This window comes from Flavobacterium soyae (assembly GCF_021245985.1).
GTDB classification, from domain to species: domain Bacteria; phylum Bacteroidota; class Bacteroidia; order Flavobacteriales; family Flavobacteriaceae; genus Flavobacterium; species Flavobacterium soyae.
In genome coordinates, this window is the sequence record NZ_JAJQXA010000001.1 from 268296 (window position 1) to 294832 (window position 26537).

A 26537-nucleotide genomic window follows, 5' to 3' on the forward strand; every position below is an offset into this window, starting at 1 on the left:
TTTAGATTATAAATTTTCTTTGATGAAATTAGTCATTTTATTATAAAGCTGAACTCTCGTTTTTCCGCCATAAATACCGTGGTTTTTATCTGGATATATTTGAGATTCAAATTGCTTATTAGCCTGGATTAATGCTTCCATCATTTGCATTGAGTTCTGCACATGAACGTTGTCATCACCAGAACCATGAATCAATAAAAACTTACCTTTTAATTTATCAACATGGTTTATAGGAGAGTTTTGATCGTACCCGCTTGTGTTTTCCTGCGGAGTCTGCATGTATCTTTCTGTATAAACACTGTCATAAAATCTCCAGTTTGTAACCGGAGCAACAGCGATTGCCATTTTAAATACATCATTCCCTTGGAAAATACAGTTAGAAGCCATAAAACCTCCATAACTCCATCCGAAAATTCCAATTCTTGAAGCATCAACATAAGGATACGCTCCAATTACTTTTGCAGCATCAATTTGATCTTCAACTTCGTATTTTCCTAATTCTTTCTGTGTTACTTTTTTAAAATCAGCACCTTTAAAACCAGTTCCTCTTCCGTCAACACAAGCTACGATGTAACCTTGCTGCGTAAGAGATAAAAACCAGTAATCATCGCTGTTGTTCCAATCGTTGTTTACCTGCTGTGAACCAGGACCAGAATACTGATACATGAAAACAGGATATTTTTTAGAAGGATCAAAATCTTTTGGTTTTAAAATCCATGCGTTCAATTCGTTTCCTTTAGCCGTTTTTAAAGCAAAGAATTCTTTTGCAGGAAGGTTATACGTTTTTAATTTATCAGCAAGAGCCTGATTATTTTCGATAACCTGAATTTCTTTTCCTGTTTTTGCTTCGTTTAAAGTATACGTTGTAGGTACTAAATTACTTGAGAATGTTGTAATAAAATATTCAAAATTAGGGCTGAAAGTTGCTGCGCTTGTTCCCACTTTTGTAGTTAAACGGGTTTTGTTTTTTCCGTCTAAACCAATTCTGTAAATATCTCTGTTGATAGAACCATTTTCTGTAGATTGGTAGAAAATAGTTTTTGTTTTTTCGTCGAAACCGTAGTAAGAAACAACTTCCCAGTTTCCTTTTGTAACCTGATTTTTAAGTTTTCCGGTTTTATCATACACATAAATATGATTAAAACCGTCTTTTTCGCTTGTCCAGATAAAACTGTTATCTTTTAAGAAAGTCAAATTATCTGTAACATCTACGTAAGCTTTGTCTTTTTCATTCAAAACTACTTTTGCAGCAGCTATAGTTCCGTCAATAAATAATAAATCAAGATTATCCTGATGACGGTTTAAAACCTGTGCAGACAATGTATTGCCATCATTTGTCCATTGTAATCTTGCAATGTAGAAATCATTATAATTTCCTAAATCTACTTTTTTAGACGCATTTCCTGCTGCATCATAAATATGTAATGAAACTTCAGAATTTTTTTCTCCGGCTTTAGGATACTTAAACGTTTCGATTGTTGGATATAAATCTTTTTTGAAGATTGACATCGAAAACTCAGGAACCTGGCTTTCGTCAAAACGAATGTAAGCTAATTTTTTACTGTCTTTACTCCAGTCAAATGCGCGGACAAAAGCAAATTCTTCTTCGTAAACCCAGTCCGTAATACCATTAATGACTGCGTTTTTCTTTCCATCAGTAGTAACTGCTGTTGATTTTTTTGAAGCTACATCATAAACATATAGATTGTTTTCTTTAGCATAAGCAATCTTAGTTCCATCTGGAGAAAAAGTTGGCTCCTGAATTTGAAAATCAACAAGTTTTGTTAATGATTTGGAAGCGATATCGTATAAAAAATAGTCTGCTGTAAAAGAGTGACGGAAGATTTGATTAGAATTACAAGCAATTAAAATCTTTTTTTCTGAAGCATCGAAGGTATAGCTGTCAATTCCGTCTTGAAGTGCTGCGTGGTTTTTAGTATCAATAAGGTTCGATACTTTTTTTAGGGTTGCAAAATCGTATAAATCAATCTGCATTGTCTTGCTGGCCTGATCAACATTTAAGACCGTATATTGATTTGTGTTTTTTAACGATTGCAATTCGTCCATTCCTTTTGTCCGAAATGCCCCGCCATAAATATTTTCGACCGTTATTTTTTGCTGCCCAAAAACCGATGCAACTATAAATAAAAGTACTACACTAATTTTACTTGTATTCATTATAATTATTTTAAATATAAAAAGAGCCCAATTTTAGTGAAAAAAATAAACATAATACACATTTTAAGTGTTAAATGTTAAAAAAAATAACGATTGCGTACCTCCATGTTTGAAATAGATTACAATCAAAACTCTTAAAATAGTATCTTTGCAGCAACATTATTATTTAATATATTGAGAATGAACAACGCTGTTGCCGGATTTTCTAAATTATCCAAAAAAGAAAAAATTGACTGGATCGCCAACGAATATTTTTCGACTCCCGGAGAGGCTTTAAATATTATAAGAAATTACTGGAATTCAGATGAAAAGCTCCAACAGCTTCATGATGAATTTATTGAGAACACAATTACCAATTTATATATCCCGCTTGGAGTTGCACCCAATTTTTTAATCAACGGAAAATATAAAACAATCCCAATGGCAATTGAGGAAAGCTCTGTTGTCGCAGCAGCATCAAAAGCAGCAAAGTTTTGGGCTGCACGAGGAGGTTTTAAAGCCACTATAATTGATACAGAAAAAATTGGCCAGGTTCATTTTAGTTTCAATGGAGATGCCGAAAAACTGCAATCATTCTTTCAACAAATAAAACCTAAATTCTTTTCTGATACTCAAAGCATTACCAAAAACATGCAGGAACGCGGCGGCGGTATATTAGATATTCAGTTAAAAGACAAGTGTAATTTACTCGAAAATTACTATCAGCTTCATGCCACTTTTGAAACTAAAGACAGCATGGGTGCGAATTTTATTAATTCGTGTTTAGAACAATTTGCAGCGACTTTAAAAGAGGAATTTCTGGATTCTGCTTTATTTTCTGAAAAAGATACGCTGACTGTAATTATGAGTATTTTATCTAATTATGTACCCAATTGTGTCGTAAGAGCCGAAGTTTCCTGCCCAATTGAAGAATTAGCAGAAAAACATATTACAAATCCGCAGGAATTTGCAGAACGTTTTGTTCAGGCTGTTCAAATTGCCGAAGTAGAACCTTTTAGAGCTGTAACACACAATAAAGGCATCATGAATGGTATTGATGCAGTAGTTTTAGCAACAGGAAATGATTTTAGAGCGGTTGAAGCCGGAGTTCATGCTTATGCCTCAAAAAATGGTCAGTACACAAGTTTATCGCACGCTAAAATCGAAAACGGAATTTTTACTTTCTGGCTTGAAATTCCTTTAGCATTAGGAACTGTGGGCGGATTAACTTCATTACATCCTTTAGTAAAATTATGTTTAGATATGCTTGAAAAACCTTCTGCAAGAGAATTAATGGAGATAACTGCGGTTGCCGGTTTAGCGCAAAATTTTGCAGCGCTGCGTTCTTTAACCACAACTGGAATTCAGGAAGGACATATGAAAATGCACCTAAATAATATCATCAATCAGTTTGAAGCTACAGACGAAGAACGTCATTTAATTAAAACTCACTTTAAGAAAACTGCCGTTTCACATAGTGCTGTAGTTGAATTTATTGAAAGTTTAAGAAAATAAAATAAATAAAAATTCCAAAAAAATATAGTCTTTAAGTAAAATTCCAAATCCCAATAATCTTTGAAATTTGGAGTTTATCCCGATATTTCGGGATTGGATTTTTTAAAACTGAAGTATGAACACAACCTTTTATAGTAACGGAAAACTATTCATCTCTGGAGAATATTTAGTTTTAGATGGTGCAGATGCATTTGCATTACCAACAAAATTTGGTCAAAGTTTAGTTGTTGAAAATGGCGAAAACCAAATAATAGAATGGAAAAGCTACGACTATGATAACAATCTTTGGTTTGAAACTTCTATTTCATTTGAAGAAGTTATTAATAATTCAGATTCTGAGATTGAAACTGTAAAAACTACCTTAATTAATATACTTCACGAAGCATACGTTTTAAATCCTGATTTTATTCAGCAGTCTAAAGGATATAAAATTACAACAAACCTAACTTTTCCAAGAAATTGGGGATTAGGAACATCGTCGACTTTGATTAACAATATTGCGCAATGGACAAAAATTAATGCTTTTACACTTCTTAGAAATAGTTTCGGCGGAAGCGGTTATGACATAGCCTGCGCGCAAAACAATACTCCTATTATATACAGAATAGAAAATAATTTTGTTGAACCTGTTACTTTTAATCCGGATTTTACAAAAAATATTTTCTTTGTTTATCTAAATAAAAAGCAAAACAGCAAAGCAGCAATACATGCTTACAACAAGCACAAACATCAAAATCTGGCTAAAAGTGTTTTTGAAAACAATAAAATAACACATGCCATTTTGAATGCTAAAACTCTAAAAGAGTTTGCACATGCTGTAGAAAAACACGAAATACATTTAAGTAATATTCTGGAAATACAAACCATTAAAGAAATCGCTTTTCCTGATTTTAATGGTACAGTTAAAAGTCTTGGCGCGTGGGGCGGAGATTTTGTAATGGTAATTTCTAAAGAAAATCCAAAAAATTATTTTGCATCAAAAGGTTATGATACAATTCTAACGTACGATGAAATGATTTTACAGGAGTAATTAATTTTATCAAAAACTAAAATTAAAAATTTACTTTCTGATCACTAACATGTTCTGCTTCCAGACGTCGAACTTTTTCGTTTTCCTGTTCATTCGATTTGATAAGCGTGTTGTGCAGGCGTTCGGCCATTTTTTCTATACTATTCGTAATAGAATCATAAACCAATTCCATTCTGCGATGTTTTTCTTCTTTTACTGCTTTTAAAACATCTTCAACAAAAACCTTATCGTACTTTTCAGCCACAGAATCGCGAGTATTAGTAAGCCTGATGACATAATCGTTACTTAATATTGTAACTTTAAAATGCTGTTCTTCATTGCTTAAATAATACTTACCTCCTAATTCATCAACATTGATGTCAGTACTGCTCACTTTCAAAAGTTCCGTAATTATTCCAAAAATATGATTCTCAATTTTGGAATACACTTTAGGCTTTTTTCTCAATAGATTAAACATAAACATTAAATGCCCCAATTTTTAAAGTATTTGTTCATCATTCTCTCTCAGTTTTTATTTACATCTTGTAAACAAAACACACCTTGTTACAACTAAAATTCCGACAAATTAACTGTAATATTTTGAATATCACAAATTTTTTAAACTATATTTCCATTATTCCTATATAGTTAAGAAAAACACATAAAGTATTTACTACAAAACAGTTATAAGAAATACTTATAAAAAGAAAACCCGAAACATTCGATTGAATGTTTCGGGTTTGAATATAATTTTATTTTACTAAACTAGTAATTGAATTGTAATCTGTTGTCTTCAATTTTAGCATTGTTTTTCAACGCTGGTAAAATTCTGTTTGCATCTGATGCGCTTTGAGCTTTTACTTTAGCAACATATTCAGCATGATTTGCAATTGCAGGCGCTTTTACTGTGCTAATGTTTTTCACAACATAAACTCCAGTGTTTCCTTCAATTGGAGCAGAAATTTTGTTTGCAGCTAAAGCAAATGCATTACCTACTACTTTTGGTTCTTGTCCAACACCACCAGGTAAAACCGGATTATCAAGAGTTACGTTTGCCGCTTGCTGAACCGCTACACCAGCACTTTTTGCAATAGCTTCGATGGTTGAACCTGTCATTTTCGCTTTTAAGATTTCAGCTTTTTTCTTGTTTTTCAAGATTGGCTCAACATAAGGTCTTGCCATTGTAACAGATACTAAACCTGATTTGTTTTCGCTTTTGTACTGAGCAATTACATGGCCAATGTTAGCTAATTCAAAACGTTTTACGTCTCCAGTACTTGTTTCTTTATCAAACGCCCATCTAATGATGTTTCTTTGGTTTCCTAATGGTCCAAATTGTTCATCCATCGCTTTTGCAGAAACCGGTGCCGCAACTTTTAAACCTAATTCTTTTGCAGTAGCAGCAAAATCTTTCTCTGCAGCTTCCATTTCGAATTTAGTAGCCAATGTAAATACTTTATCAGAAGTAGCTTCAGAAGGCTCAATTTTTTGAGCGATTGTAGCTAAACGAATTCCGTCTTGTTTGTCAGTAATTTTGATAATGTGGAAACCAAATGGAGTTTCTACTAAACCAATTTTTCCAATACCGTTATTGAATACAAAATCATTGAACGGTTTTACCATTTGGCCTTGACCAAAGTATCCTAAATCACCTCCTTGCTGTGCAGATGAATCATCAGAAGCTGTGAAAGCAAGCATCATGAAACTATCTGGATTAGCCTGAACTTGTGCTAAAATTTCTTCAGCTTTAGCTTTAGCTTCTTCTTTAGTCCTTTTTTCTTTTGGAGATGGAGTTTGAGAACCTTCATAAGCAATTAAGATATGGCTTGCTTTTGCGTTAACACCAGCTTTAAATCCTAAAGATTTAGAAATAGCATAATATTTTCCGTATACATAAGGCCCGTAAATTGCTCCGGCAGGTAAGCTGAATAATTTATCAGCATCTACTGCTGGTAAAGCATTTTTAGGAACATATGTAGAATCATAAGGAACGTCAGAATTTGCGTTTACGAATTCAGCAATATTAGTTGCGTTTTTAAAACCTGGTAATGTATCGTTTTTACCTGTTTTTGCATTGTATTCTACCCTACCGTTTAATAAAGCAGTAATCTTAGCTTTAATATCAGCTTCGTCTTGTTTAGAAGCTTTATCTTCAACTAAAACGTATTGAATTTCACGAGTTGCATCTGCTTTGAATTTCTTCTCGTTTTTCTTCATATAATCTACGATATCTGAATCAGAAATTTTTACTTCGCTGTCTTTAATAGACGAATATAAAGCTCCGGCATAAGCAAAGTTTACTTTGTTAGCTTCCATTTCATACTTCAGCTTTCCTTCACTAGCAGTTGTATAAAGTCCAGATTTTATTAAAGTATTGTAAATTTGAAATTTTGCGTTTAATTCAGCGTCTTTTTCTTTTGCAGCAATAAATTGAGCCGCTTCAGGGTTTGTTTTAATGTAGTCTTTGAACTTTGTAACATCAAACATTCCTGCTGCATTTAAAAACATAGGAGCTTTTCCAATGTTTGGATCTGCTTTTAAAACTTCAATTAAGTGTTTTTCACCAACTCTCAATCCTAATTTATCAAACTGAGCTGATAATAAAGTGATTGAAACTTCTTGATCCCAAACTCTGTTTGCAGCTTCAGTGGAAGTAATTCCTTGACCACTTTTTTCAAGATTACTAACTTTAACTCTAAAGTCTTCAAATGAAATATCTTTTCCATCGATGCTTCCTACATCTTTTGAACTTTGACTAAATGTTCCTTTACCGATTAGATCTTGTATTATAAATGCAAATAATGCAAGTGCAATAACTCCTATCAATAAAGCGGAACGCTGTCTAATTTTTGCTAAAACTGCCATTTTAATTATCGTTAATTTTATATTCAGTTTGCGAAAATACAATTATCTAGTTAATAACAATACAACTAGCGTTTTATTTTACACAATTTTTTTTAATTATTTAAAAATTCACTCTTTTATTGTCAATCTGACCAATTCAATTTTGTTGTTTGATGCCTGTTCTATCACGAAATGGTACCTGTCAATAACAATCTTTTCGCCCTTTTGCGGAATTTCTTTGGTCGAATTTACAATAAATCCTCCTAATGTTCCGTAAGAATCTTCTTCCGGAATCATCAATTTATAGGTTTCGTTTAAATACTCAACATCTAATCGTGTCGAAAACAAATACTTACCTTCTCCTAATTCCTGTTCAATCAGTTCTTCATCTAAATCGTGCTCATCTTCGATTTCTCCAAAAAGCTCTTCAACTATATCTTCTATGGTTATAATCCCTGAAGTTCCTCCGTATTCATCTAAAACTACGGCAACATTTTTTCGTTTTTTAATTAAAAGATCTAAAGCATCTTTAATTAAAATGGTTTGCGGTACAAATTCAACAGTCATTAAAACCGATTTTATAGTTTTCGGCTTTTTAAATAAATCAAATGAATGTATATATCCCACAATATCATCTAGAGAATTTTGACTTACCACGATTTTAGAATATCCTGTTTCAATAAAAAGTTCTTTTAGATCTGATACTGTGTCAAATAAATCTATCGAAACAATCTCTGTACGCGGCGTCATAATATCGCGCGCTTTTACACCGGAAAATTCTAACGCATTTTGAAAAATCTGTATTTCTGAATCGACTTCGTCATCATCTTCAACAGAATTCATTTGCTCTGTGATATAATTACCTAACTCTATTTTGCTGAAATATAATTGCACCTGATCGCCTTCTGTCTTGAAAAATTTCTTCAAAACAAAATCTGAAATCCAGATAAAAAATGTGGAAATATAGTAAAACAGCCGATAGAAAAGATACGCCGGAACTGCAAAAACCTTAATTAATGAATTGGCATAAATTTGAAAAAATACCTTCGGAAAAAATTCAGCCGTTATTAAAACTATAAAAGTTGAAATTAAAGTCTGAACCAAAATTGTCATTAAATAAGAAAATTGAAACCCAAAACCAATTATCCAGTGAAGCACAACATCTCCCATATAAAATCCATAGACTACGAGTGCTACATTGTTCCCAATAAGCATTGACGCAATAAATTTTGAAGGATTTTCGGTAAGTTTAGTTAGAATTTGGGACAAAAAATTATCTTGTTTTTTTTCAATTTCAAGATAAATTTTATTTGAGGAAATAAAAGCTATTTCCATTCCTGAAAAAAAAGCTGATAGTATTAAACATAATATTATAATACTAATCTCCATTTTTACTGTTTTTTATTACGATCGTCAAATCTCTTGGTAAATCTTCTTCTAAAGAAAAACATAAAAATTGCCATTCCTGCAATTAAAAAGCTTAACGGATAATTTTCATTTCCTTCATTTAACTTGGTCACACCGTCGTAAATAAAGAAAACTGCAAATGCTATGTAAACGTATTGTGTATATTTTAAGTAACCCATAATTTATATTTTATCATCATTTGATTCGATTTCACCGCTTATTCGCTGTGAATTAATCACTTTAAAATCTTTGCTAAAATCAATTCCCTGACCGTAAGAAACCCCTTTTGCATCTGTAAGCTTAAATTTTCTTTCGGTGTAAAACCATTCATTTTTCTGATCAAAATACAATTGTTCTGTTTCCAGAACCTGACCTGCTTCTGATGTAATTTTAACTTTTCCCTGCAAATCAATTATACCGGTAGTTTTGTATGAAACAGCATAATTTGATCTTATAAAAGTACGCTTTTGTTTTTTATCGTATAAAGTAACATCGAGTCCTTTAGGAAATTCTGTAAAAGGAAAGTCAAGATTAGAATAATCAAGCATTTTTGGACTTATTAAAACGCCGGTTATTCTTCCTGAATCTGTATATTTTATGTTTACGGTATCTGCATCACTTCCTGGAACGAACTCTGAGAAGTTAATTTTTTGGACATCCTTAAAATTACTTTCGCATCCAAAAAACAGTGTCACAGCAATAACTGTGACAACGTTTATAATATATCTCTTTGGTAAATTCATCTGCCAAATGTAATAAATTGTGACGAGGTTAAAAAACCATGTAAATTTAAGTTTAATTAAATTTACTCTTCACAAACCATCTGTCATTAAACGAGAAGCTTACGCTGAAGTTCATATAGTTTTCCTGAACCAGTCCTGCAGAAGTTGTTCCTCTTTTACCAAATTCAATTCCAACATTTACATTTGAAAAAGTTCCTGTTATTGGGAATCCTGCTCCTAATGACATTCCAACATCGTTGATTGATTCGTTGTTTACTATTAAACCAAGTTTTTCATATTTTAAACCTGCTCTATAGGTAATTCTGCTAAAATAACTTGCAAATGAGCTATAGTTTGGAATATAATAACCCCCTACAGCATATTTAGTATATTTTTCATATCTAACATTTGGGCTTGAGTTGTAATCATTAGCAAGCTGTCCTGTTCCCTGAAAAGCAAGCGTTGTACCTACTAACCATTTTCTTGCCTGTCCGATACCAGCTCCGAAAGTTAATTTATTTGGAAGTTTTAATTCTGTGTCTACGGGATCTTCAGTTACTGCATCCGGATCTCCGTCAACCTCAGTCACTCTTGTACTAACTGAATTTAATGTACTGCCGAAAGTATAGTTTAAACTAGTATAAATGTTTAACTTTTTAGTAATTTTAGTTTGATACATTGTACCAATATTAAAATTCACACCAGATAATTCAGATGTGTTTGTTTCTCTGGTTGCATTTTGCACACCACTTACAGCCTCTATAGTAGTTGTTGTTATTTTACCAAAATTGTACTGTAAATCTGCTCCAATATTCCACTTTGGTGTAATTTTATATCCTAACCCAAAAAATACTTTATTAACACCGCCTTTTCCTTCAAGCTGGCTGCTAATTTCATTTTCTCCGGTATTAATATCCGTAATTTTATAACCAACTGATGATAAAGGAACCAAACCGAAACCAGCTCCAAACTTTCCCATAGGTATTCCTAATGCCAAATAATCGAAAGTTGATCTTTGTGCTTTTGAAGATTCTGTACTGCTTTTTATCGTATTAGTTCCAAAAGTTCCTCCAACAGAAAAAGTAGTTTGACCCAGACTGGCATAACTTGCCGGATTTTCAATATTCAGGTGAATACTATCCTGTTCAACCGCAACTCCTGCCATGGTTCTGTTTTCAAGAGTTCCTTTAAATCTTGTATCCCCAATTCCGTAAAAAGAATATGGCGACGAAGTACCTTGCTGAGCAAATGAAACGAACGAGATAAGCAGACAAGCGCTTATTATAATTTTTTTAATCATTGTCGATTTTATATTGAAATGTTTGGTTCAAACTTTCCAGAAGGAAATTTGAATTGGCAAATATGGTATTTTTTAATCGTTTAGCCAAAAATTCTGCATCGCCTCCCGTTAAAATTATTATAAAATTTGAAAAGTTTGCCCGATATTCATCGATAAAACCGTCAATCTCATAGACGAACCCATTAACAACTCCAGAATGAATGGCCTGTGCAGTCGAGTTTCCTATATAGGAATCAGGCGTTTCTAAAGTTAACAAAGGCAGTCTGGCTGTGAAATTATGTAAAGATTCATAACGCAAACGAAGTCCCGGAGAAATCGCACCGCCCAGATAATTATCATTTTCGTCGATAAAATCGTAGGTTATGCAAGTTCCGGCATCAATTACTAATCTATTTTGCTTCGGAAATTGTAAAGTTGCTCCGGCGGCCAAAATCATTCTGTCGATTCCTAACGTTTTTGGCGTTGCATATTTATTGGTGAAGGGAAAAATATCTTCATGGGTAAAAAAATGAATGTTGAGTTGATTTTCGAAAGTCAAAAATGATTGTTTTTCGACATTCCCAACTGAAGCGACAACCAAATCAGAGCAGTTTTGAAATTTATCCAGAATTTTTGTGATTTTTTTTTCGAGTTCGTTTTTCTCAAAAACAAAATTCTCAAGAACAGTACTTCCCTCAAAGACAGCTGCTTTAATTCGAGTGTTTCCAACATCAACTGCTAAAGTCATATTTATTTTTTTACCATTGCGAAGATACGAATTGATTTTTTTAAAAAAATGTTTTGGATAAACGAAAAATGATTCTATCTTTGCACCCGCAATAAGCACCACACGGTACCTTAGCTCAGATGGTAGAGCAATGGACTGAAAATCCATGTGTCCCTGGTTCGATCCCTGGAGGTACCACCAAAACCCGAATAGCAATATTCGGGTTTTTTGTTTTATATTTTAACCGCAAAGGTTCGCAAAAAAAAATTTTTACCAATGACTGGCAAGTTGTGGATCAATACAAAAACCTGTGGATTGATAAAATTTACGCATAAATATTAGTTAGCCTAAAAAGGAAAAATTCTATGTTTCTTCTTTAACAATAAAATAATAGCTGGCCCTTCTATTTTGAAAGACATTTTATCTAAAAGAAAATCATAATGTACCACTGGTTCTCCCGAAGCCTCGGGACTGGGGGTACCACCAAAGAGGCTGTATCAAAAATCGAGACAGCCTCTTTGGTGTTTTACATGTTTCCTTGTTCTGTAGGAACATTTCATTGGTAGAAAAATTATATGTTATAATGGTTTACGTTCTGTAGAAACGTTTGATTTTGAGATTGTTTTTTAAGAATCTGACCTATCAAACGTTTCTACGGAACGCAAATGCAGCTGATCTTTATTTTTTTTCTACTACGAAACATTCCTATGGAATGATAAATCGGATATCAAAAAGTGATCAATTAAGTCACTAAAAACAAACAAAATAATTATAAAAGAGCTGTGTCGACTTTTGATACAACCTCTTTTGTTTTTTATATTTTCCTGAAATTTAACAGCAAAGAGCGCTAGGATTTACGCAAAAGTTTGCGTTTTTTCTTTGTGTGCTTTGCGGTTACCTCCCTTTATCTTCTCTCTTTGTAAACTTTTAATTACCAAAAAAACAGAAAGTTAATAATTAAACATATTTTGTTAAAAAAGTACCAACTAAATAACAAAATATCTTTTATATTCGTGAAATCGTATTTTAATTTTTTATTTATTATCAAAAACACAGAACGTTTTTTATGGGTAAAACTTCTACTAAAGGCATTTGGAAAGTAATTTCAGCCTCTTCTATGGGAACTATGATTGAATGGTATGATTTCTATATTTTTGGAAGTTTGGCCGTTGTGATTTCAACTAAATTCTTTCCGAGTGATAATCCAACAGCAGCATTTTTATCTACATTAGCCACATTTGCCGCTGGATTTGTTGTTAGACCTTTTGGCGCTTTATTTTTTGGACGATTGGGAGATATTATCGGCCGAAAATACACCTTCATGGCTACTTTATTATTAATGGGAGGTTCTACTTTTTTAATAGGCTGTATTCCAAGTTATGAAACCATTGGTTTTCTTGCGCCTTTATTAGTTTTGATTTTACGTTTATTGCAAGGTTTGGCACTTGGCGGAGAATATGGCGGCGCGGCTACTTATGTTGCCGAACATGCTCCGGTTGGCCAAAAAGGATATTGGACTTCCTGGATTCAGACCACTGCAACTGTTGGTTTATTTATTTCTTTAATGGTAATTCTGGCTACTAAAAATATACTTTCAAGCGAGGCTTTTGATTCCTGGGGATGGCGTGTTCCTTTTTGGGTTTCTATTGTTATGGTTGGGATTTCTTATTTGATTCGGAAAAATATGGATGAATCGCCTGTTTTTGCAAAAGCAAAAAAGGAAGGAACTACAAGTACAAATCCGCTAAAGGAAAGTTTTGGAAACAGATATAATCTGAAATTTGTTTTGCTGGCTCTATTTGGTGCTACAATGGGGCAAGGTGTTGTTTGGTACACCGGGCAGTTCTATGCCATGAGTTTTATGAAAACTGTAATGAATATTGAGTCTTCTCAAGTTGACAGTTTACTCGGAATTGCATTGTTATTAGGCACTCCTTTTTTTATTGTTTTTGGGTGGCTGAGTGATAAAGTGGGCCGAAAATATATTATGATGTCTGGAATGCTGCTCGCTATTTTGTTTTACAGGCCTATATATAAGATGATGTACAACACAACTGATGTTAATTACAAAACCGAAATCTTAGAAAAAAGAACTCAAAATGTTGAAACAGCAAAAAACAATGATGCAGTTACCTCAGTTTCAAAAATCTATACTGATGGAACTAAGTATATAGAAAAGAAGACAGATTTTGCTAATAAAAAGAAATCTCAAAGCAATATTATTATCAGCATCAATTCCAGTGATGAATGGACATTAATTTTTTTAGTCTTCATTCAGGTTATATTTGTTACAATGGTTTATGGGCCGATTGCTGCGTTTTTGGTTGAGATGTTTCCAACTAAAATCAGGTATACTTCGATGTCACTTCCTTATCATGTGGGAAATGGAATTTTTGGAGGTTTGCTGCCGGCGATTTCAACTTATTTTGTAACGCATGCAAAAGCAGCCGGAAAAAGTGATTTTTATCTTGACGGCCTTTGGTATCCTATTATTATTGCTTCAGTCTGTTTTGTGATTGGAATGATTTACATAGACAACAAAAATAAAATTAATCATCTTTAACATTTAAGAACATGAACAAAATCAAACAAGTTTTAGGCGTTTTATGGGTTATTTTAGCAGTTGCAGCCGCTTATTTTTGCGTGTTTGAATTTGGCTTACCTAAATTATTATCAGACCAGCAAGATGATTTAGTCTTTGGTATTATTATTCTTTTTATTCTAACGCCTCTTATCGTTTTGGGCTTAGGCACTTTTGGTTATTTTGCCGTGATTGGAGAATACAACGATAAAAAGAAATAAACAAAAACAATAAATAACTAAACCAGAAAAGGGCTGTCTATTTTTCAATAGAACAGCCCTTTCTCATTACTAACCAAACCAAATTTTTAATCTTTTAGATATATTTCCAAGTTTTATTTTTTGATAAACTTCATTACCTGAACTTTGTTATTTTCATCTGAAGCTTTTACGATATAGAATCCTGTTTGTAATTCGCTTACGCCAAATTGAAAATCAGCATTACCATTTGAAGCAAAACTTTTTACTAATTGACCAGAAATTGAATAAACCTGAACTTTTGTAAAGGCCGTATTTAAAGTAAAGTAATTTGAAACCGGATTTGGGTATAAACTCACTGTATTTCCTTTTTCAAAATCTTCAATAGCAAGATTTGCCGTTTTATTACCATAAATTCTGTATTCTCCTGCTGGTAAATTTATCGCAGCATTTACGTCGGCAACATTTATTGTTGTATTGTCCATTAAATTGTACCATGTTCCTGTATACGGGAAGCCTGTTGCAACATTTTGTGCTGAAGTATCAAAATTGGCTAAGATCACAACATCTTTTAATTGTGTTGAAACTAAACTGGCATTTGTAATTTTAATGTTTACCGTCAATGAATTAGCATTTGTCATTGCTGCAGTTCCTAAAAAAACCGGCTCGACAGTTTTTAGCGTAATCATTTTTGCCCAATCGTTATGGATTTTATTACGATTTGAATCTCCTAACCAATTGTTTACCCATTGCGGCTGTGGTTTTGTATCTAATTTACAATCTCCAGATATTGTTCCTGAAGCATCATTTACAGTCCCATCATTACATGTATAAATAGATTTTTCCCATCCTAATTCGCCAAAATGCCAAATCATTTTTGGTCCCGGAACCAATAAAGAAACTGCTCCAATAGCAGACATTCTAGACAAAGCTGTATTTAATGTTTTTACATTGTATGAACCATTTGAAGCTCCGTACTGCACATTTTTATACATCAATCTTTCTTCATCATGACTTTCTGCATAACCCATTAAACGGTTTGCTGTAAAACCACGATTTGAACTTAACATTCTTGAAACATTGCTGTCAGAAGCGTATCCCATAGATAATTGATTGTACTGATCTGTCATTTTTCCCCACATCATAATACCTTTACTTGGTGTTTCTGCAATTCTATAATTAGCCCATTGCTGTTCTTCAGCATCAGTTCCTAAATGTTCAAAAATGGTATAATGTGTTGGATCTAAACTCCATGAATAATCAGCATATTTTTTCAGAATATCAACCCTATCCTGCTGATATCCGTTTGTACAAGATTCATCAGATGCTGTACAAGCTTGCGTAAACCCTTTCGTTAAATCCCAACGGAAACCATCAATTTTATATTCTTCAATCCATTGCTTAATAACACGATTAACATAATATTGCGTTTTAAGTGACTGATGATTAAAGTCTTCTCCAACACTATAACTGTGTTTTGCAGCCATATTAAAATAAGGATTTTCAGCTGTTGGAGATCCAAAACCATCTCCATCAGGATCATTCATCCACATTCTCACCATTGGGTTTCTTCCAAAAGCATGGTTTAACGCCACGTCAAGAATAACCGCGATTCCGTTTTGATGAAATACATCGATCAATTCTTTTAATTTATCTGATGATCCATAAAATTTATCCAAAGCCATGTGAAATGAAGTATTATACCCCCAGCTTTCATTGCCTTCAAATTCCATTACCGGCATTAACTCGACAGCATTTATTTTAAGGTTTTTAAAATAATCGATCTTATCTATTAAGCTTTGATAATTACGAGCCGCATCAAAATCACGAACTAAAACTTCATAAACTACTAATTTTTCTTTTTCTGGTTTTGTAAAATTTGCAACCTGCCAATTATACTGAGTTTGACCTGTTTTAAGAACCGTAACTTCAAATTGCTGTCCTGCAGGATAAGAAGGAATATTTGGGTAAGAGGCTGCAGGAATTCCCGGATCATCATAAGGAGACAAAACCAAAGTTGAATACGGATCGGCAGTTTTTACCATTGAAGGTGAATTTGCAAGCGGTGTAGCATCTACAACCCAATATTGATATGTATTATTTACACCAGAAATCAAGCCTGTTAATTCCAGCCAAAATTTCCCAGAAGTTGGATCTTTTTTCATGGCATACGCCGAAGTTGGCTGCCAGTTATTGAAACTTCCCGCTACATAAACAAAATCTTTTAAAGGTGCATCTAAAACCAAAGTTGCTTTTGAAGCATCTGCAGTATTATAATTAATTCCATCAACCAAACCTGCAGGCATCGCTGCAGAAACTGTATTAGGATCTACTACAACCGAAAACTTTTTTACAATCGTAACGGCTCCCTGAGTTACACTCAATTCATAGCTTTGATTATCGGCAATATTAGTATGAGAATACGAATAACTTGTAGTACTTGCATTTGTATTAATAACTGCTCCATTTGCTTTTAAAGAATAACTTGCATTTCCGTTTGTGTTTGTCGCTGTGATGTTAAAGTTAGATCCTGATGCAATAATTGCAGCACTATTCTCTACAGGAGAAGTTAGATTTACTTGAAAAGATCCAACTTCAACAACAATGTCCTGAGATTGTTTTGTACCAGATCCGTCTTTTGCTTTAATAAGAAATCCTATCCTTCCAATTCCGTTTCTATTAAAATATACCGAAGGTGTAAATGTTTTTGTGTAAGTATCTGTTCCTGCATTATAGGTAAATTTACTAGCTTCAGCCGAAACAGTCCAAGAGCCATTAGACGGTGAATCCATTTGACTTGCATCATTTACATCATAAGACCATGACCAAAGATACAATGCATTCCCCGTTACCCCCCAAGTACTTTCATTAATACTTGTACCATTAACTGTTATCGTAATTGGTGTAGTATCTTCAAAAGTTGATGGATTTATAGAGTAAGTGACTGTTTGCAATTGTGCGAAACCTGCCACTGACAATAAAAGAAATATTGATAGTAAAGTTTTTTTCATAATAATTCGGTTAGGTTAATTATTAAAAAAGGGCTATCTGGAGATAGCCCTTTTGTGTAACTACATTAAAAACTAGTCTAATGTTATAGTTTTTGCACCATTATCAATTGTTAAAACTCTTGGTCCTGTTGGTCCAGTATATTTAAAGTTACTGTCTCCATCTCCTGCATTTGCTAACTCTGGATCGATTGTAAATCCTAATCCTGAATAGTAAGTATAATTATGACTAGAATCCCAGTTACCATCGCTTGTAAAGTTATTTCCTAAGAATTCTCTAAATGCTTCTCCGCTTTTAAGAACGATAGTTACTTTATAAACATTTGTTGTACCAACTACTAATGGAAATTCAGTTTCAGCATCACCAGCCCATGTCCATCCTCCTGGAGTTGCAGCTCCAACTAACCAGTGGGAGCTAGCTAATGGTACGTGATAAGGAGTAGCTGTAATAGTATAAACATTAGAATATTGAGGAAGTCCAGAAGCACCTACAACAGCTTTAATACGAATATCAACTTTGTTTGCTTCTTTTTCAACAAATCCTCCGTTAACTAATGCTGAATTTAATTCAGATACCGTTAAAGCTACAAATCTTTCAGTTGTATTTGTAACAGTTACAGGTGCTGCAAAGCTTGTTCCTGCTTTTGCAACTTCTACTGTATAGTTTACAACTGTCGATGATCCGCTGTATGCTGCGTCATTCCACACAACTGTTGTTGCCACTTCATTTTCTGTTTCTTTAGAAAGTACAATAGTGAAATCAGATTTAGGTGTCAATAATACCGGCGCAGTCGCTGCTTCAATTACTGGTCTGTCTTCTACGTCATCTGCGTTACACGAAACTGCTAAAACACCGATGAAAGCGATTAAGATTTTATGTATATTTTTCATTTTTAATATTTTTATAAGGTTAGTTAGTATCCTGGATTTTGTTTTAAAGTTGGGTTTGCTTGTATGATTCTAGAAGGAATTGGCATTAAATCTCTATAAGATTCTGTAGCAATTCCATTTATAGAACCACCTTTCCATTGCCAGATTTTAGAGGCTCCAGTAAATTTACCAAAACGAATTAAATCTGTTCTTCTGTGGCATTCCCAGAATAATTCTCTTCCTCTTTCATCTAAAATAAAATCAAGAGTTAATTGAGATGCATTGATTGTTGCTGCATTTGCTCTGGTACGAAGTTGATTAATATACCCAACTGCAGTTCCTGTATTTGCAGATGCTGCTCCTCTAGCAGCTGCTTCTGCATACATCAAGTACACATCAGACAATCTGAACATTGGGAAATCAGTATCAGGAATATCATTTCTTTGTGCTGCAGATCCATCAGATTTTTTGTTGATGTATTTTGTCACAGCATAACCGTCTGTAAATGTTCCAACATTTTTAATGTCTTTAGATTGACCATTAGTGTAGAATGTTCCTCTTTTATCTCCAGTTGCCGTTTCATCAGGGAATAAATTCACAAACTCTCTACGAGTTCTGATTCCCTGCCATCCACCATCCATACCTCGAGAAGATGCATCCATACTTCCACCGATTGAAGCGTGAAGGATAAAACTCATTCCTCCTCCAGTTGCTCTGATAGCATTTCCATCGCTGATAACTGGGAAAATAAATTCAGACTGAGCACCATTCACATCATTATCAGCAGAGAATAAATAACTGTAAGGAACATTTGCAAATGTGTATCCTGAATTATTAATGATATCCGCACACACAGTACCTGCATCATTAAATTTGTCAACTCCAGTGTAAACTTTTGAATTTAAATAAAGCTGAGCTAATAAAAACTTAGCCGCTGTTTTATCAATTCTTCCGTATTCATTTGTTCTTGGAGCTGCCAGGCTATTATCTAAATCTTTTAATTCTGCTTCAACAAAAGCAAAAACTTCAGCTCTTGATTTTTGTACAGGATAAAAGAAACCAACTGGATCTGCTTCAGTTGTAATTGGTACATTTCCAAACAAATCCATTAAATTATAGTATGAAAACGCTCTTAAAAAACGTGCTTCAGCTCTAAATGTAGCAATGTCAGCTTTTAAATTAGCATCAACACCTCTTGCAGTTAGTTTTTCATCAGTAGTTTGTCTCAAAAATTCATTAGCAACACTAATTTCATAGAATGCTCTTGAATAAGTTCCTGCTAAAAATTCATTTGCCGGAGACCAGGTTTGAGAATTCAACGTAGGTAATGTTCCATCAGCCCAGGCAATAATAGCTTCATCTGTAGTGAACTCCTGTGTTACAAAAAGTAAACGTAAATAACTGCTGAAATCTCCTCCAATCCCAGAAATATCTGGCTGACCATCACCATCGTTACCTCCAACATACAAACCTGCATATAATTTTGCTAGAACTTGTTTATATGATGCCGGATCCTGAAAGAACTGCTCTGATAAAAATTCATCATCATCTCCCGGAGTAACATCCAAGTCGCTCGTACATGAAGTAAGCGTCATATTTAATCCTAAAACAAGTAGGAAAAAATAAGATATATATTTAAATGATATTTTCATTTTGTGTGTTTTTAAAATTTGTTTTTTCAATATTCTACTAGAAGCTTGCATTTACTCCAAACAAGAAAGTTCTAGCTCTTGGATACACATTGTTATCGATTCCGTTGAATCTTTCAGGATCTAAACCATTATATTTCGTAAGTACAAAAACATTTTGAACTCCCGCTGTAAATCTTAAAGAAGCAGCTTTGATTAATGATTTGTCGAAAGTATAACCAAGTGTAATATTATCTAATTTTATAAAAGAAGCATCTTTTATGTAGTAGTTAGATAAATAACGTTGTGTACCATTATCTTCATATCTAAAACCTGTGTTTAGATAATCTGCACTCACATTTGATAAATCTGTATCTCTTCTTAATGCAGCATCAGAATATCCTAAATTAGAACTTACGTTATCGAAAATATAATTTCCTAAACTTGCTCTCCAGTTCATTGTAAAATCAAACTTTTTGTAGTTTAAAGTAGAGAACAAACCAAATGTATAATCTGGAGCTGGTTTATGGAATCTGTAACGATCTGAAGCGTCAATTTTTCCATCACCATTTCTATCTACATAAGCACCTGCGATTGGTTTTTTATTGGCATCATATAATTGTTCGTATACCAAGAATGATCTAGGTGCATACCCTACAGAGTTTACCTGAATTTGATTTCCAGATCCTCCGGCAATATTGTCTCCTGTTAAATAACCTTGAAAACCAGGAACTGTAATACCTAAATCATCAATCTTTTGATCAATATATGTTGTATTAAAAGCTAAGTTCCAAGTTAAATTATCACTTTTAATAATATCAGATTGAATATTAAACTCAATACCTTTTGTTCTTACACTACCAATATTATAAGTACCCTGATTTCTGATATTAGCTCCATCAGGAACCACAACATCTGCTAATAAATCACTTGATTTTTTATCAAAATAGTTTACCGTTCCAGTAATTCTATCATTTAAAAATCCAAAATCAATACCAACATTCATCTCAGTTAACTCTTCCCATTTGATATTTTCATTATATCCTTCTGGTCTTGCAGTAGAATATACCTGACCACCAAAAATATACTGTGTATTAATAGTTCCAAGCGTTACTCTTTTTAAATAATCATATGAGGCATTAGCAACATCTTGCTGACCAGTTGATCCATAACCAAACCTTAACTTAAGACTTGATAATGTTGAATTGTCTTTTAAGAAAGCCTCTTCAGCAACATTCCATGCTAAAGCAACTCCACCAAAATCTCCCCATCTGTATTTTTCTGAAAAACGAGAACTTCCGTCTCTTCTATAATTCAGAGTTACTAAGTATCTACTATCATATCCTAAATTAACACGTCCAAAATAAGACTGTAAATTAATATCTGGACTAGTATTTACATCTTCATTAGGATTTGGCTGTCTTAACTCCCCAGACTGGTATCTTTCTCTTGAAAATAATTGGTAATTATAACCAGCCGTTGCATCAACTTTAAATTTTCCTAAATCTTTAGTATAATTAAAATAAGCATTCAAGTTTTTATTTTGAAGCATATCTGTGTATTTAGAGTAGTTCCCTAAATTCACATAATCAGGGCCATTAAATGGCTTTGGCTGATACCCTAAAATACTTTCTGTACTTACTGTAGTATTTCCGTTACTGTCAAATCTGTCGATACCAGCTTCAACAACAGCTCTTAAATCTTCGAAGAAATGGAATTTGTAGTCTAATCTAACATTTCCCCATTTTCTTGTTGAAGTAGCTCTTCTTTGATCCTGGTTTAATCTTGCAACAGGGTTTCTTGCTGGCAATAATGGTACATTTCCAGTAGGTTCTAACCATTCAAAATAGCCTCCATATCGAGAACCTGCTTCATAAACTGGCTGTGTTGGATCAAATCCGATTGCACTTCCAATAACTGCTCCTTCGTCCTGAAATTGGTTTTTACCAAAAGATAAATTTCCGTTAATGTCAATTTTTAAATGATTATCAAATAAAACAGGATTTAACGATATCGATGTCGTAGTTCTTTCAAAAGAAGTATTTCTTAAGATTCCAGGATTATCAACATTACCAACAGATAATCTAACAGGTAATTTATTAAATAAAGCACCACTTACAGAGATATTGTTGTTTGTTGTTAAAGCAGTATGGAAAATTTCGTCTTGCCAGTTTGTATTTGCTGTTCCAAGTAAAGATTTTTGAGCAGCTGAACCTTTTTCGTTAACTAACGCACGAAATTGATCAGCATCTAAAACATCAACCTGATTTGCAACTGTATTAATACCAACTTGAGAACTGAAATTAACTTTTACACCACCTTTTGAACCTTTTTTAGTCGTAATAACGATTACACCACTCGCTGCACGAGATCCATAAATTGCAGCAGCCGATGCATCTTTTAATACTGTAAAAGATTCAATATCGTTAGGATCAATAGTAGATAAAATACTTGTAGCTCCACTAGGTACATCATTACTTAAAGGAAGGCCGTCTAAAACGATTAAAGGCTCATTTGAAGCACTTAAGGAAGATCCTCCACGAATCCTGATATCAGCTTTTGCTCCAGGAGCTCCACCGCCTACTACGTTTACACCAGAGATACGACCACTAATTAAACTTTCTGGAGTTACGTTGATACCTTTGTTAAATTCTTTAGCAGAAATTTGAGATACTGACCCTGTTGCATCTTTTTTCTTAACAGTTCCATAACCTACCTGTACGACAACTTCTTTAAGTTGATTCGTATCTTCTTCTAAAGAAACGTTAAGAGTTTTTTGTCCGGTATAATCAATGGTTTGTGTTTTGTAGCCAATAAAAGAAACTACTATTTTATTTCCATTTTTAACATTTGACAGCTGGTAATTACCATCAAATCCGGTAGATGCACCGCTTGGGGCACCTTGTACATTAATATTTACTCCTGGTATTGGCTGACCTGTTGCTTTATCAACAACAGTCCCATTTAGAGTGTTTTGAGCTAACACAGTAAACGGCAACAATAGGAATAAAAATAACAACTTTTTGTAAATTGTTTTCATACTTTTTGTTTAAATTAGTTTGAGTTTGTGATTGTTAGTTAAGTTTTTAATTTTACTTCGAATTTCAAAATTAGGAATTTATTAACACGACCAACCACTCACGATTTTTATTGGTTTACGAAAACGTGGTAGTGTTGAAAACTTTCTATTTTTTGTAATCTTTTAAGTCAAAAATTGTCAATTATAAAAATTTCAGATACCTTTATTATTAATTAGATTTTTTTCAATTCACGCCATGAAACGCAAAATAACCTTAAAACAGATCGCAAAGGAACTCGATGTCTCTATTTCAACTGTCTCAAAATCACTTAGAAACAGCCTTGAAATCGGAGAAGAAACACGATTAAAAGTGCAGGCTTTTGCAAAGTTTTACAACTATAAACCAAACAATATTGCCCTTAGTTTAAAAAATCGAAAAACCAAAAGTATTGGCATTATTATTCCGGAAATTGTACATTATTTTTTCTCGACTGTCATTAATGGAGTTGAACAAGTGGCAAACGAATACGGATATAGCGTAGTTATCTGTGTATCAGACGATTCTTTTGATAAAGAAGTTCTAAATATGGAGATGTTGGCCAACGGAAGTATCGATGGTTTTATCATGTCCCTTTCTAAAGAAACACAATTTAAAGGCGACTTTCATCATATCACTGAAGTTATAAATCAAGGGATGCCTGTTGTAATGTTTGACCGCGTTACCAACGACATTTTATGTGATAAAGTAATTATTGATGATAAATCTGCAGCATACGAAGCTGTTCAGAGTTTAATTGACAATGGTCGCAAAAAGATTGCTTTGGTAACTACAGTTGATTATGTAAGCGTTGGAAAACTTAGAACTGATGGTTACGAAAAAGCCTTACTAGATAATGGACTGCCATTTAATGAGGATCTTATTATCAAAATTGAGGATGTAGATACCTGCGAAATTACAATCAGTCAGCTATTGCACGATCGTGCTTTTGATGCTGTTTTTGCTGTAAATGAGCTTTTTGCAGTAACTATTATCAAAACAGCTAATAAAATGGGATTAAAAGTTCCTGAAGATTTGGCCGTAATTGCATTTACCGATGGAATTATTTCAAAATACTCAACTCCAAGTATTACAACTGTAAGCCAAAACGGTGAAAAAATGGGGAATAAAGCCGCTAAAATGCTTATAGAAAGAATAGAAGCAGAAGAAGATGACGACGAAGAACACAATGAAAATTATATTACAGAAGTCATAGAAACTCATCTTATTAAAAGAGAATCTACTGACTAATTTTCTTAAAATCAATACTTTCTATAGCCATAAAAAATATTTATGACTTTTTTATTAGCATATATAAAAAAATAATTTATAATTTTACGCCCGTCAAGGCTTTTAGTTTTACTTCGAAAGGAACAAAGTTTTGATAAGCAAAGCGCTTATCGTATAATTTTCACAAATTACGATAATGGAAAAGCGTAAATTAAGTTTCTGGGAAATCTGGAACATGAGTTTCGGATTCTTAGGAATCCAAATGGGGTTTGCACTTCAGAATGCAAATGCCAGCAGAATTCTTCAAATTTTTGGTGCCGACGTACATGAACTTTCGTGGTTCTGGATTATTGCTCCTCTTATGGGATTAATAGTTCAGCCTATCATTGGTCATTACAGCGACAAAACCTGGGGAAGATTCGGCAGACGAAAACCTTTCTTTTTAGTAGGAGCTGTTTTAGCTTCGGTTGGATTAATTCTAATGCCGCAGGCTAACATTTTCATTTCTGTTTTACCAGCCTTATGGGTTGGAGCTGGAATGTTAATGATTATGGACGCTTCTTTCAACATTGCAATGGAACCTTTCCGTGCTCTTGTCGGAGACAATTTAAGAACAGACCAGCGTACTGCAGGATTTAGTATTCAAACTTCATTAATTGGTTTTGGAGCCGTAATTGGTTCTGCATTGCCATACATTCTTACGAAATATTTTGGCGTGCCAAACAGCACAGTTCCTGGAAGCGTTCCGTTAAATCTAACGTTGTCTTTTATTATCGGAGCGGCGGTTTTAATCGGCTCAATCTTGGTTACGCTATTCACAACAAAAGAATATTCGCCAGAAGAATTAGCAAAATTTGAAGATCCACAAAATGATGCAATTCCTGATTCTGAAGAAAAATCAAAAATCACAGACATCTTTACCGATTTTGCAAAAATGCCTGTTACAATGCGTCAGTTAAGCTGGGTGCAGTTTTTCTCTTGGTTCGGATTATTCGGAATGTGGGTTTTTACCACTCCGGCAATCGCACACCACATTTACGGTTTACCATTAGAAGATACGTCAAGCCAGCAATATCAAGACGCTGGTGACTGGGTCGGAATCCTATTTGGCGTTTACAACTTAGTTTCTGCCATTGTCGCTTTGTTTTTCTTGCCTTATATCGCTAAAAAAATCGGAAGAAAAGCGACACATTCACTTTCATTAATCATTGGAGGAATTGGATTAATTTCTATCTATTTCATGCCAAATGAAGACTGGGTTGTATTGCCAATGATTTTAATTGGTGTTGCTTGGGCAAGTATTTTGGCCATGCCTTATGCAATTCTTGCGGGTTCTATTACACCAAAAAAAATGGGAGTTTACATGGGAATCTTCAACTTCTTTGTTGTTATTCCTCAAATTGTAAATGCTCTAATTGGTGGTCCAATTGTAAAATACCTTTACAACGGAGACGCAATTTATGCCTTAGTTACTAGCGGAGTTAGTTTCTTAATCGCCGCAGCTTTAGTATCTAAAGTAAAAGACGTAGACGACTTTACTCAAAAATCATAATAAAGAATTTTCCACACAATGAGCAAAAAAGCATTCATATTCGATCTTGACGGAGTGATCGTTGATACCGCTAAATACCACTTTTTGGCTTGGCAGAAAATTGCCAAATCGTTAAATATCAATTTTACCCATGAAGATAACGAACTTCTAAAAGGTGTTAGCCGCGTTCGTTCGCTAGACATTATACTTGGGTTAGGCAATGTTCAGGCTACTCAAGAACAAAAAGATCAATGGTTAATTCAAAAAAATGAAGACTACTTATCTTATTTAGTTGACATGGATGAAAGTGAGGTTCTTCCAGGAGTTTTAAAAATTCTAAAACTATTAAAAGATAAAAATCAAGGAATTGCATTGGGTTCTGCCAGCAAAAATGCAAGACCAATTCTAGAAAAAACTGGGGTTCTATCTTACTTCGATGTTATTGTTGACGGAAACGATGTCAGCAATGCAAAACCAGACCCGGAAGTTTTCTTAAAAGCAGCTCAATTATTAAACATTGATCCAAAAAATTCAATTGTATTTGAAGATTCTGTTGCCGGAATTCAGGCAGCAAACATCGCAGAAATGGTAAGTGTGGGAATTGGTGAGGAAACAATTTTACATGAAGCTGATCATATTTTTAAAGATTTTACCCAAATCGAAACAAGCTTTATTGAAGAGTTAATTGGATAATTAGAAAATGTGTCAATGAGATAATGTTGCTCATCGACAAATATTCTAATCAACAATTTCTCAAATGAATGTAAAAAGTTAAT

At 33.6% G+C, this 26537-nt stretch carries 19 protein-coding genes and 1 tRNA gene; 8 read left to right on the top strand and 12 right to left on the bottom strand.

Annotated features, from left to right (window positions below; all coding sequences use genetic code 11):
• Positions 1–6: 6 nt before the first annotated feature.
• Positions 7–2178 carry a S9 family peptidase gene (locus LUU93_RS01140; RefSeq protein WP_232677003.1) on the bottom strand — a complete coding sequence of 724 codons (2172 nt, stop codon included), beginning with the start codon at positions 2176–2178 and terminating at the stop codon, positions 7–9.
• Between the two features lie 180 nt (positions 2179–2358).
• Here LUU93_RS01140 and LUU93_RS01145 point away from each other — a divergent pair, with 180 nt between their 5' ends.
• Positions 2359–3672, top strand: coding sequence for a hydroxymethylglutaryl-CoA reductase, degradative (locus LUU93_RS01145; RefSeq protein ID WP_232677011.1), 1314 nt, complete (start codon positions 2359–2361; stop codon positions 3670–3672).
• A gap of 115 nt (positions 3673–3787) precedes the next feature.
• On the top strand, positions 3788–4702 hold the full coding sequence (locus LUU93_RS01150; RefSeq protein ID WP_232677013.1) for a GYDIA family GHMP kinase: 915 nt from the start codon (positions 3788–3790) through the stop codon (positions 4700–4702).
• A gap of 22 nt (positions 4703–4724) precedes the next feature.
• On the opposite strand, the gene LUU93_RS01155 is transcribed toward LUU93_RS01150, so the two are convergent.
• The 7 genes from LUU93_RS01155 to LUU93_RS01185 all read right to left on the bottom strand — a co-directional run bounded on the left by LUU93_RS01155 (position 4725) and on the right by LUU93_RS01185 (position 11681).
• A complete protein-coding gene (locus tag LUU93_RS01155) occupies positions 4725–5129 on the bottom strand; it encodes a hypothetical protein (protein ID WP_232677015.1) in 405 nt (134 codons plus the stop codon).
• 317 nt (positions 5130–5446) lie between these two features.
• A complete protein-coding gene (locus LUU93_RS01160) occupies positions 5447–7546 on the bottom strand; it encodes a peptidylprolyl isomerase (RefSeq protein WP_232677028.1) in 2100 nt (699 codons plus the stop codon).
• Positions 7547–7654: 108 nt separating this feature from the next.
• Entirely contained in the window at positions 7655–8914 is a 1260-nt protein-coding gene (locus LUU93_RS01165; RefSeq protein WP_232677039.1) for a hemolysin family protein, read from the bottom strand.
• A 2-nt stretch (positions 8915–8916) separates the two neighbouring features.
• Positions 8917–9111: a hypothetical protein gene (locus tag LUU93_RS01170; RefSeq protein WP_232677042.1), complete on the bottom strand. Its 195-nt coding sequence runs from the start codon at positions 9109–9111 to the stop codon at positions 8917–8919.
• A gap of 3 nt (positions 9112–9114) precedes the next feature.
• Complete coding sequence (lptC, locus tag LUU93_RS01175; protein WP_232677055.1) at positions 9115–9675, bottom strand: LPS export ABC transporter periplasmic protein LptC; 561 nt, start codon at positions 9673–9675, stop codon at positions 9115–9117.
• 52 nt (positions 9676–9727) lie between these two features.
• Positions 9728–10954, bottom strand: coding sequence for a BamG family beta-barrel-assembly machinery protein (gene bamG / locus LUU93_RS01180; protein WP_232677057.1), 1227 nt, complete (start codon positions 10952–10954; stop codon positions 9728–9730).
• Entirely contained in the window at positions 10947–11681 is a 735-nt protein-coding gene (locus tag LUU93_RS01185; RefSeq protein WP_232677071.1) for a type III pantothenate kinase, read from the bottom strand. The genes bamG and LUU93_RS01185 overlap by 8 nt, the downstream gene beginning before the upstream one ends.
• Positions 11682–11785: 104 nt before the next feature.
• Here LUU93_RS01185 and LUU93_RS01190 point away from each other — a divergent pair.
• The 3 genes from LUU93_RS01190 to LUU93_RS01200 all read left to right on the top strand — a co-directional run bounded on the left by LUU93_RS01190 (position 11786) and on the right by LUU93_RS01200 (position 14462).
• Positions 11786–11861 (top strand) — tRNA-Phe (locus LUU93_RS01190).
• An 865-nt stretch (positions 11862–12726) separates the two neighbouring features.
• Entirely contained in the window at positions 12727–14223 is a 1497-nt protein-coding gene (locus LUU93_RS01195; protein ID WP_232677083.1) for an MFS transporter, read from the top strand.
• Positions 14224–14234: 11 nt separating this feature from the next.
• Positions 14235–14462 (top strand): DUF6814 family protein, encoded by a 228-nt coding sequence (locus LUU93_RS01200; RefSeq protein ID WP_232677085.1) that lies wholly within the window; start codon positions 14235–14237, stop codon positions 14460–14462.
• A 113-nt stretch (positions 14463–14575) separates the two neighbouring features.
• Here the strand turns inward: LUU93_RS01200 and LUU93_RS01205 are convergent, their stop codons facing one another.
• From LUU93_RS01205 to LUU93_RS01220, 4 genes are all read right to left on the bottom strand, one after another.
• The gene (locus tag LUU93_RS01205; protein ID WP_232677096.1) at positions 14576–17449 is read right to left on the bottom strand and encodes an alpha-amylase family glycosyl hydrolase; all 2874 of its coding nucleotides are present in this window, start codon (positions 17447–17449) and stop codon (positions 14576–14578) included.
• Between the two features lie 72 nt (positions 17450–17521).
• On the bottom strand, positions 17522–18337 hold the full coding sequence (locus LUU93_RS01210; RefSeq protein ID WP_232677106.1) for a SusE domain-containing protein: 816 nt from the start codon (positions 18335–18337) through the stop codon (positions 17522–17524).
• A gap of 23 nt (positions 18338–18360) precedes the next feature.
• Complete coding sequence (locus LUU93_RS01215) at positions 18361–19968, bottom strand: RagB/SusD family nutrient uptake outer membrane protein (protein WP_232677118.1); 1608 nt, start codon at positions 19966–19968, stop codon at positions 18361–18363.
• 37 nt (positions 19969–20005) lie between these two features.
• On the bottom strand, positions 20006–22984 hold the full coding sequence (locus LUU93_RS01220) for a SusC/RagA family TonB-linked outer membrane protein (RefSeq protein ID WP_232677129.1): 2979 nt from the start codon (positions 22982–22984) through the stop codon (positions 20006–20008).
• A 235-nt stretch (positions 22985–23219) separates the two neighbouring features.
• Here LUU93_RS01220 and LUU93_RS01225 point away from each other — a divergent pair, with 235 nt between their 5' ends.
• From LUU93_RS01225 to pgmB, 3 genes are all read left to right on the top strand, one after another.
• Positions 23220–24251, top strand: coding sequence for a LacI family DNA-binding transcriptional regulator (locus tag LUU93_RS01225; RefSeq protein WP_232677132.1), 1032 nt, complete (start codon positions 23220–23222; stop codon positions 24249–24251).
• Between the two features lie 175 nt (positions 24252–24426).
• Positions 24427–25782, top strand: a complete 1356-nt coding sequence (locus LUU93_RS01230; protein ID WP_111379555.1) for an MFS transporter — start codon at positions 24427–24429, stop codon at positions 25780–25782.
• Between the two features lie 18 nt (positions 25783–25800).
• Entirely contained in the window at positions 25801–26454 is a 654-nt protein-coding gene (gene pgmB / locus LUU93_RS01235; RefSeq protein WP_160780788.1) for a beta-phosphoglucomutase, read from the top strand.
• Positions 26455–26537: the final 83 nt, after the last annotated feature.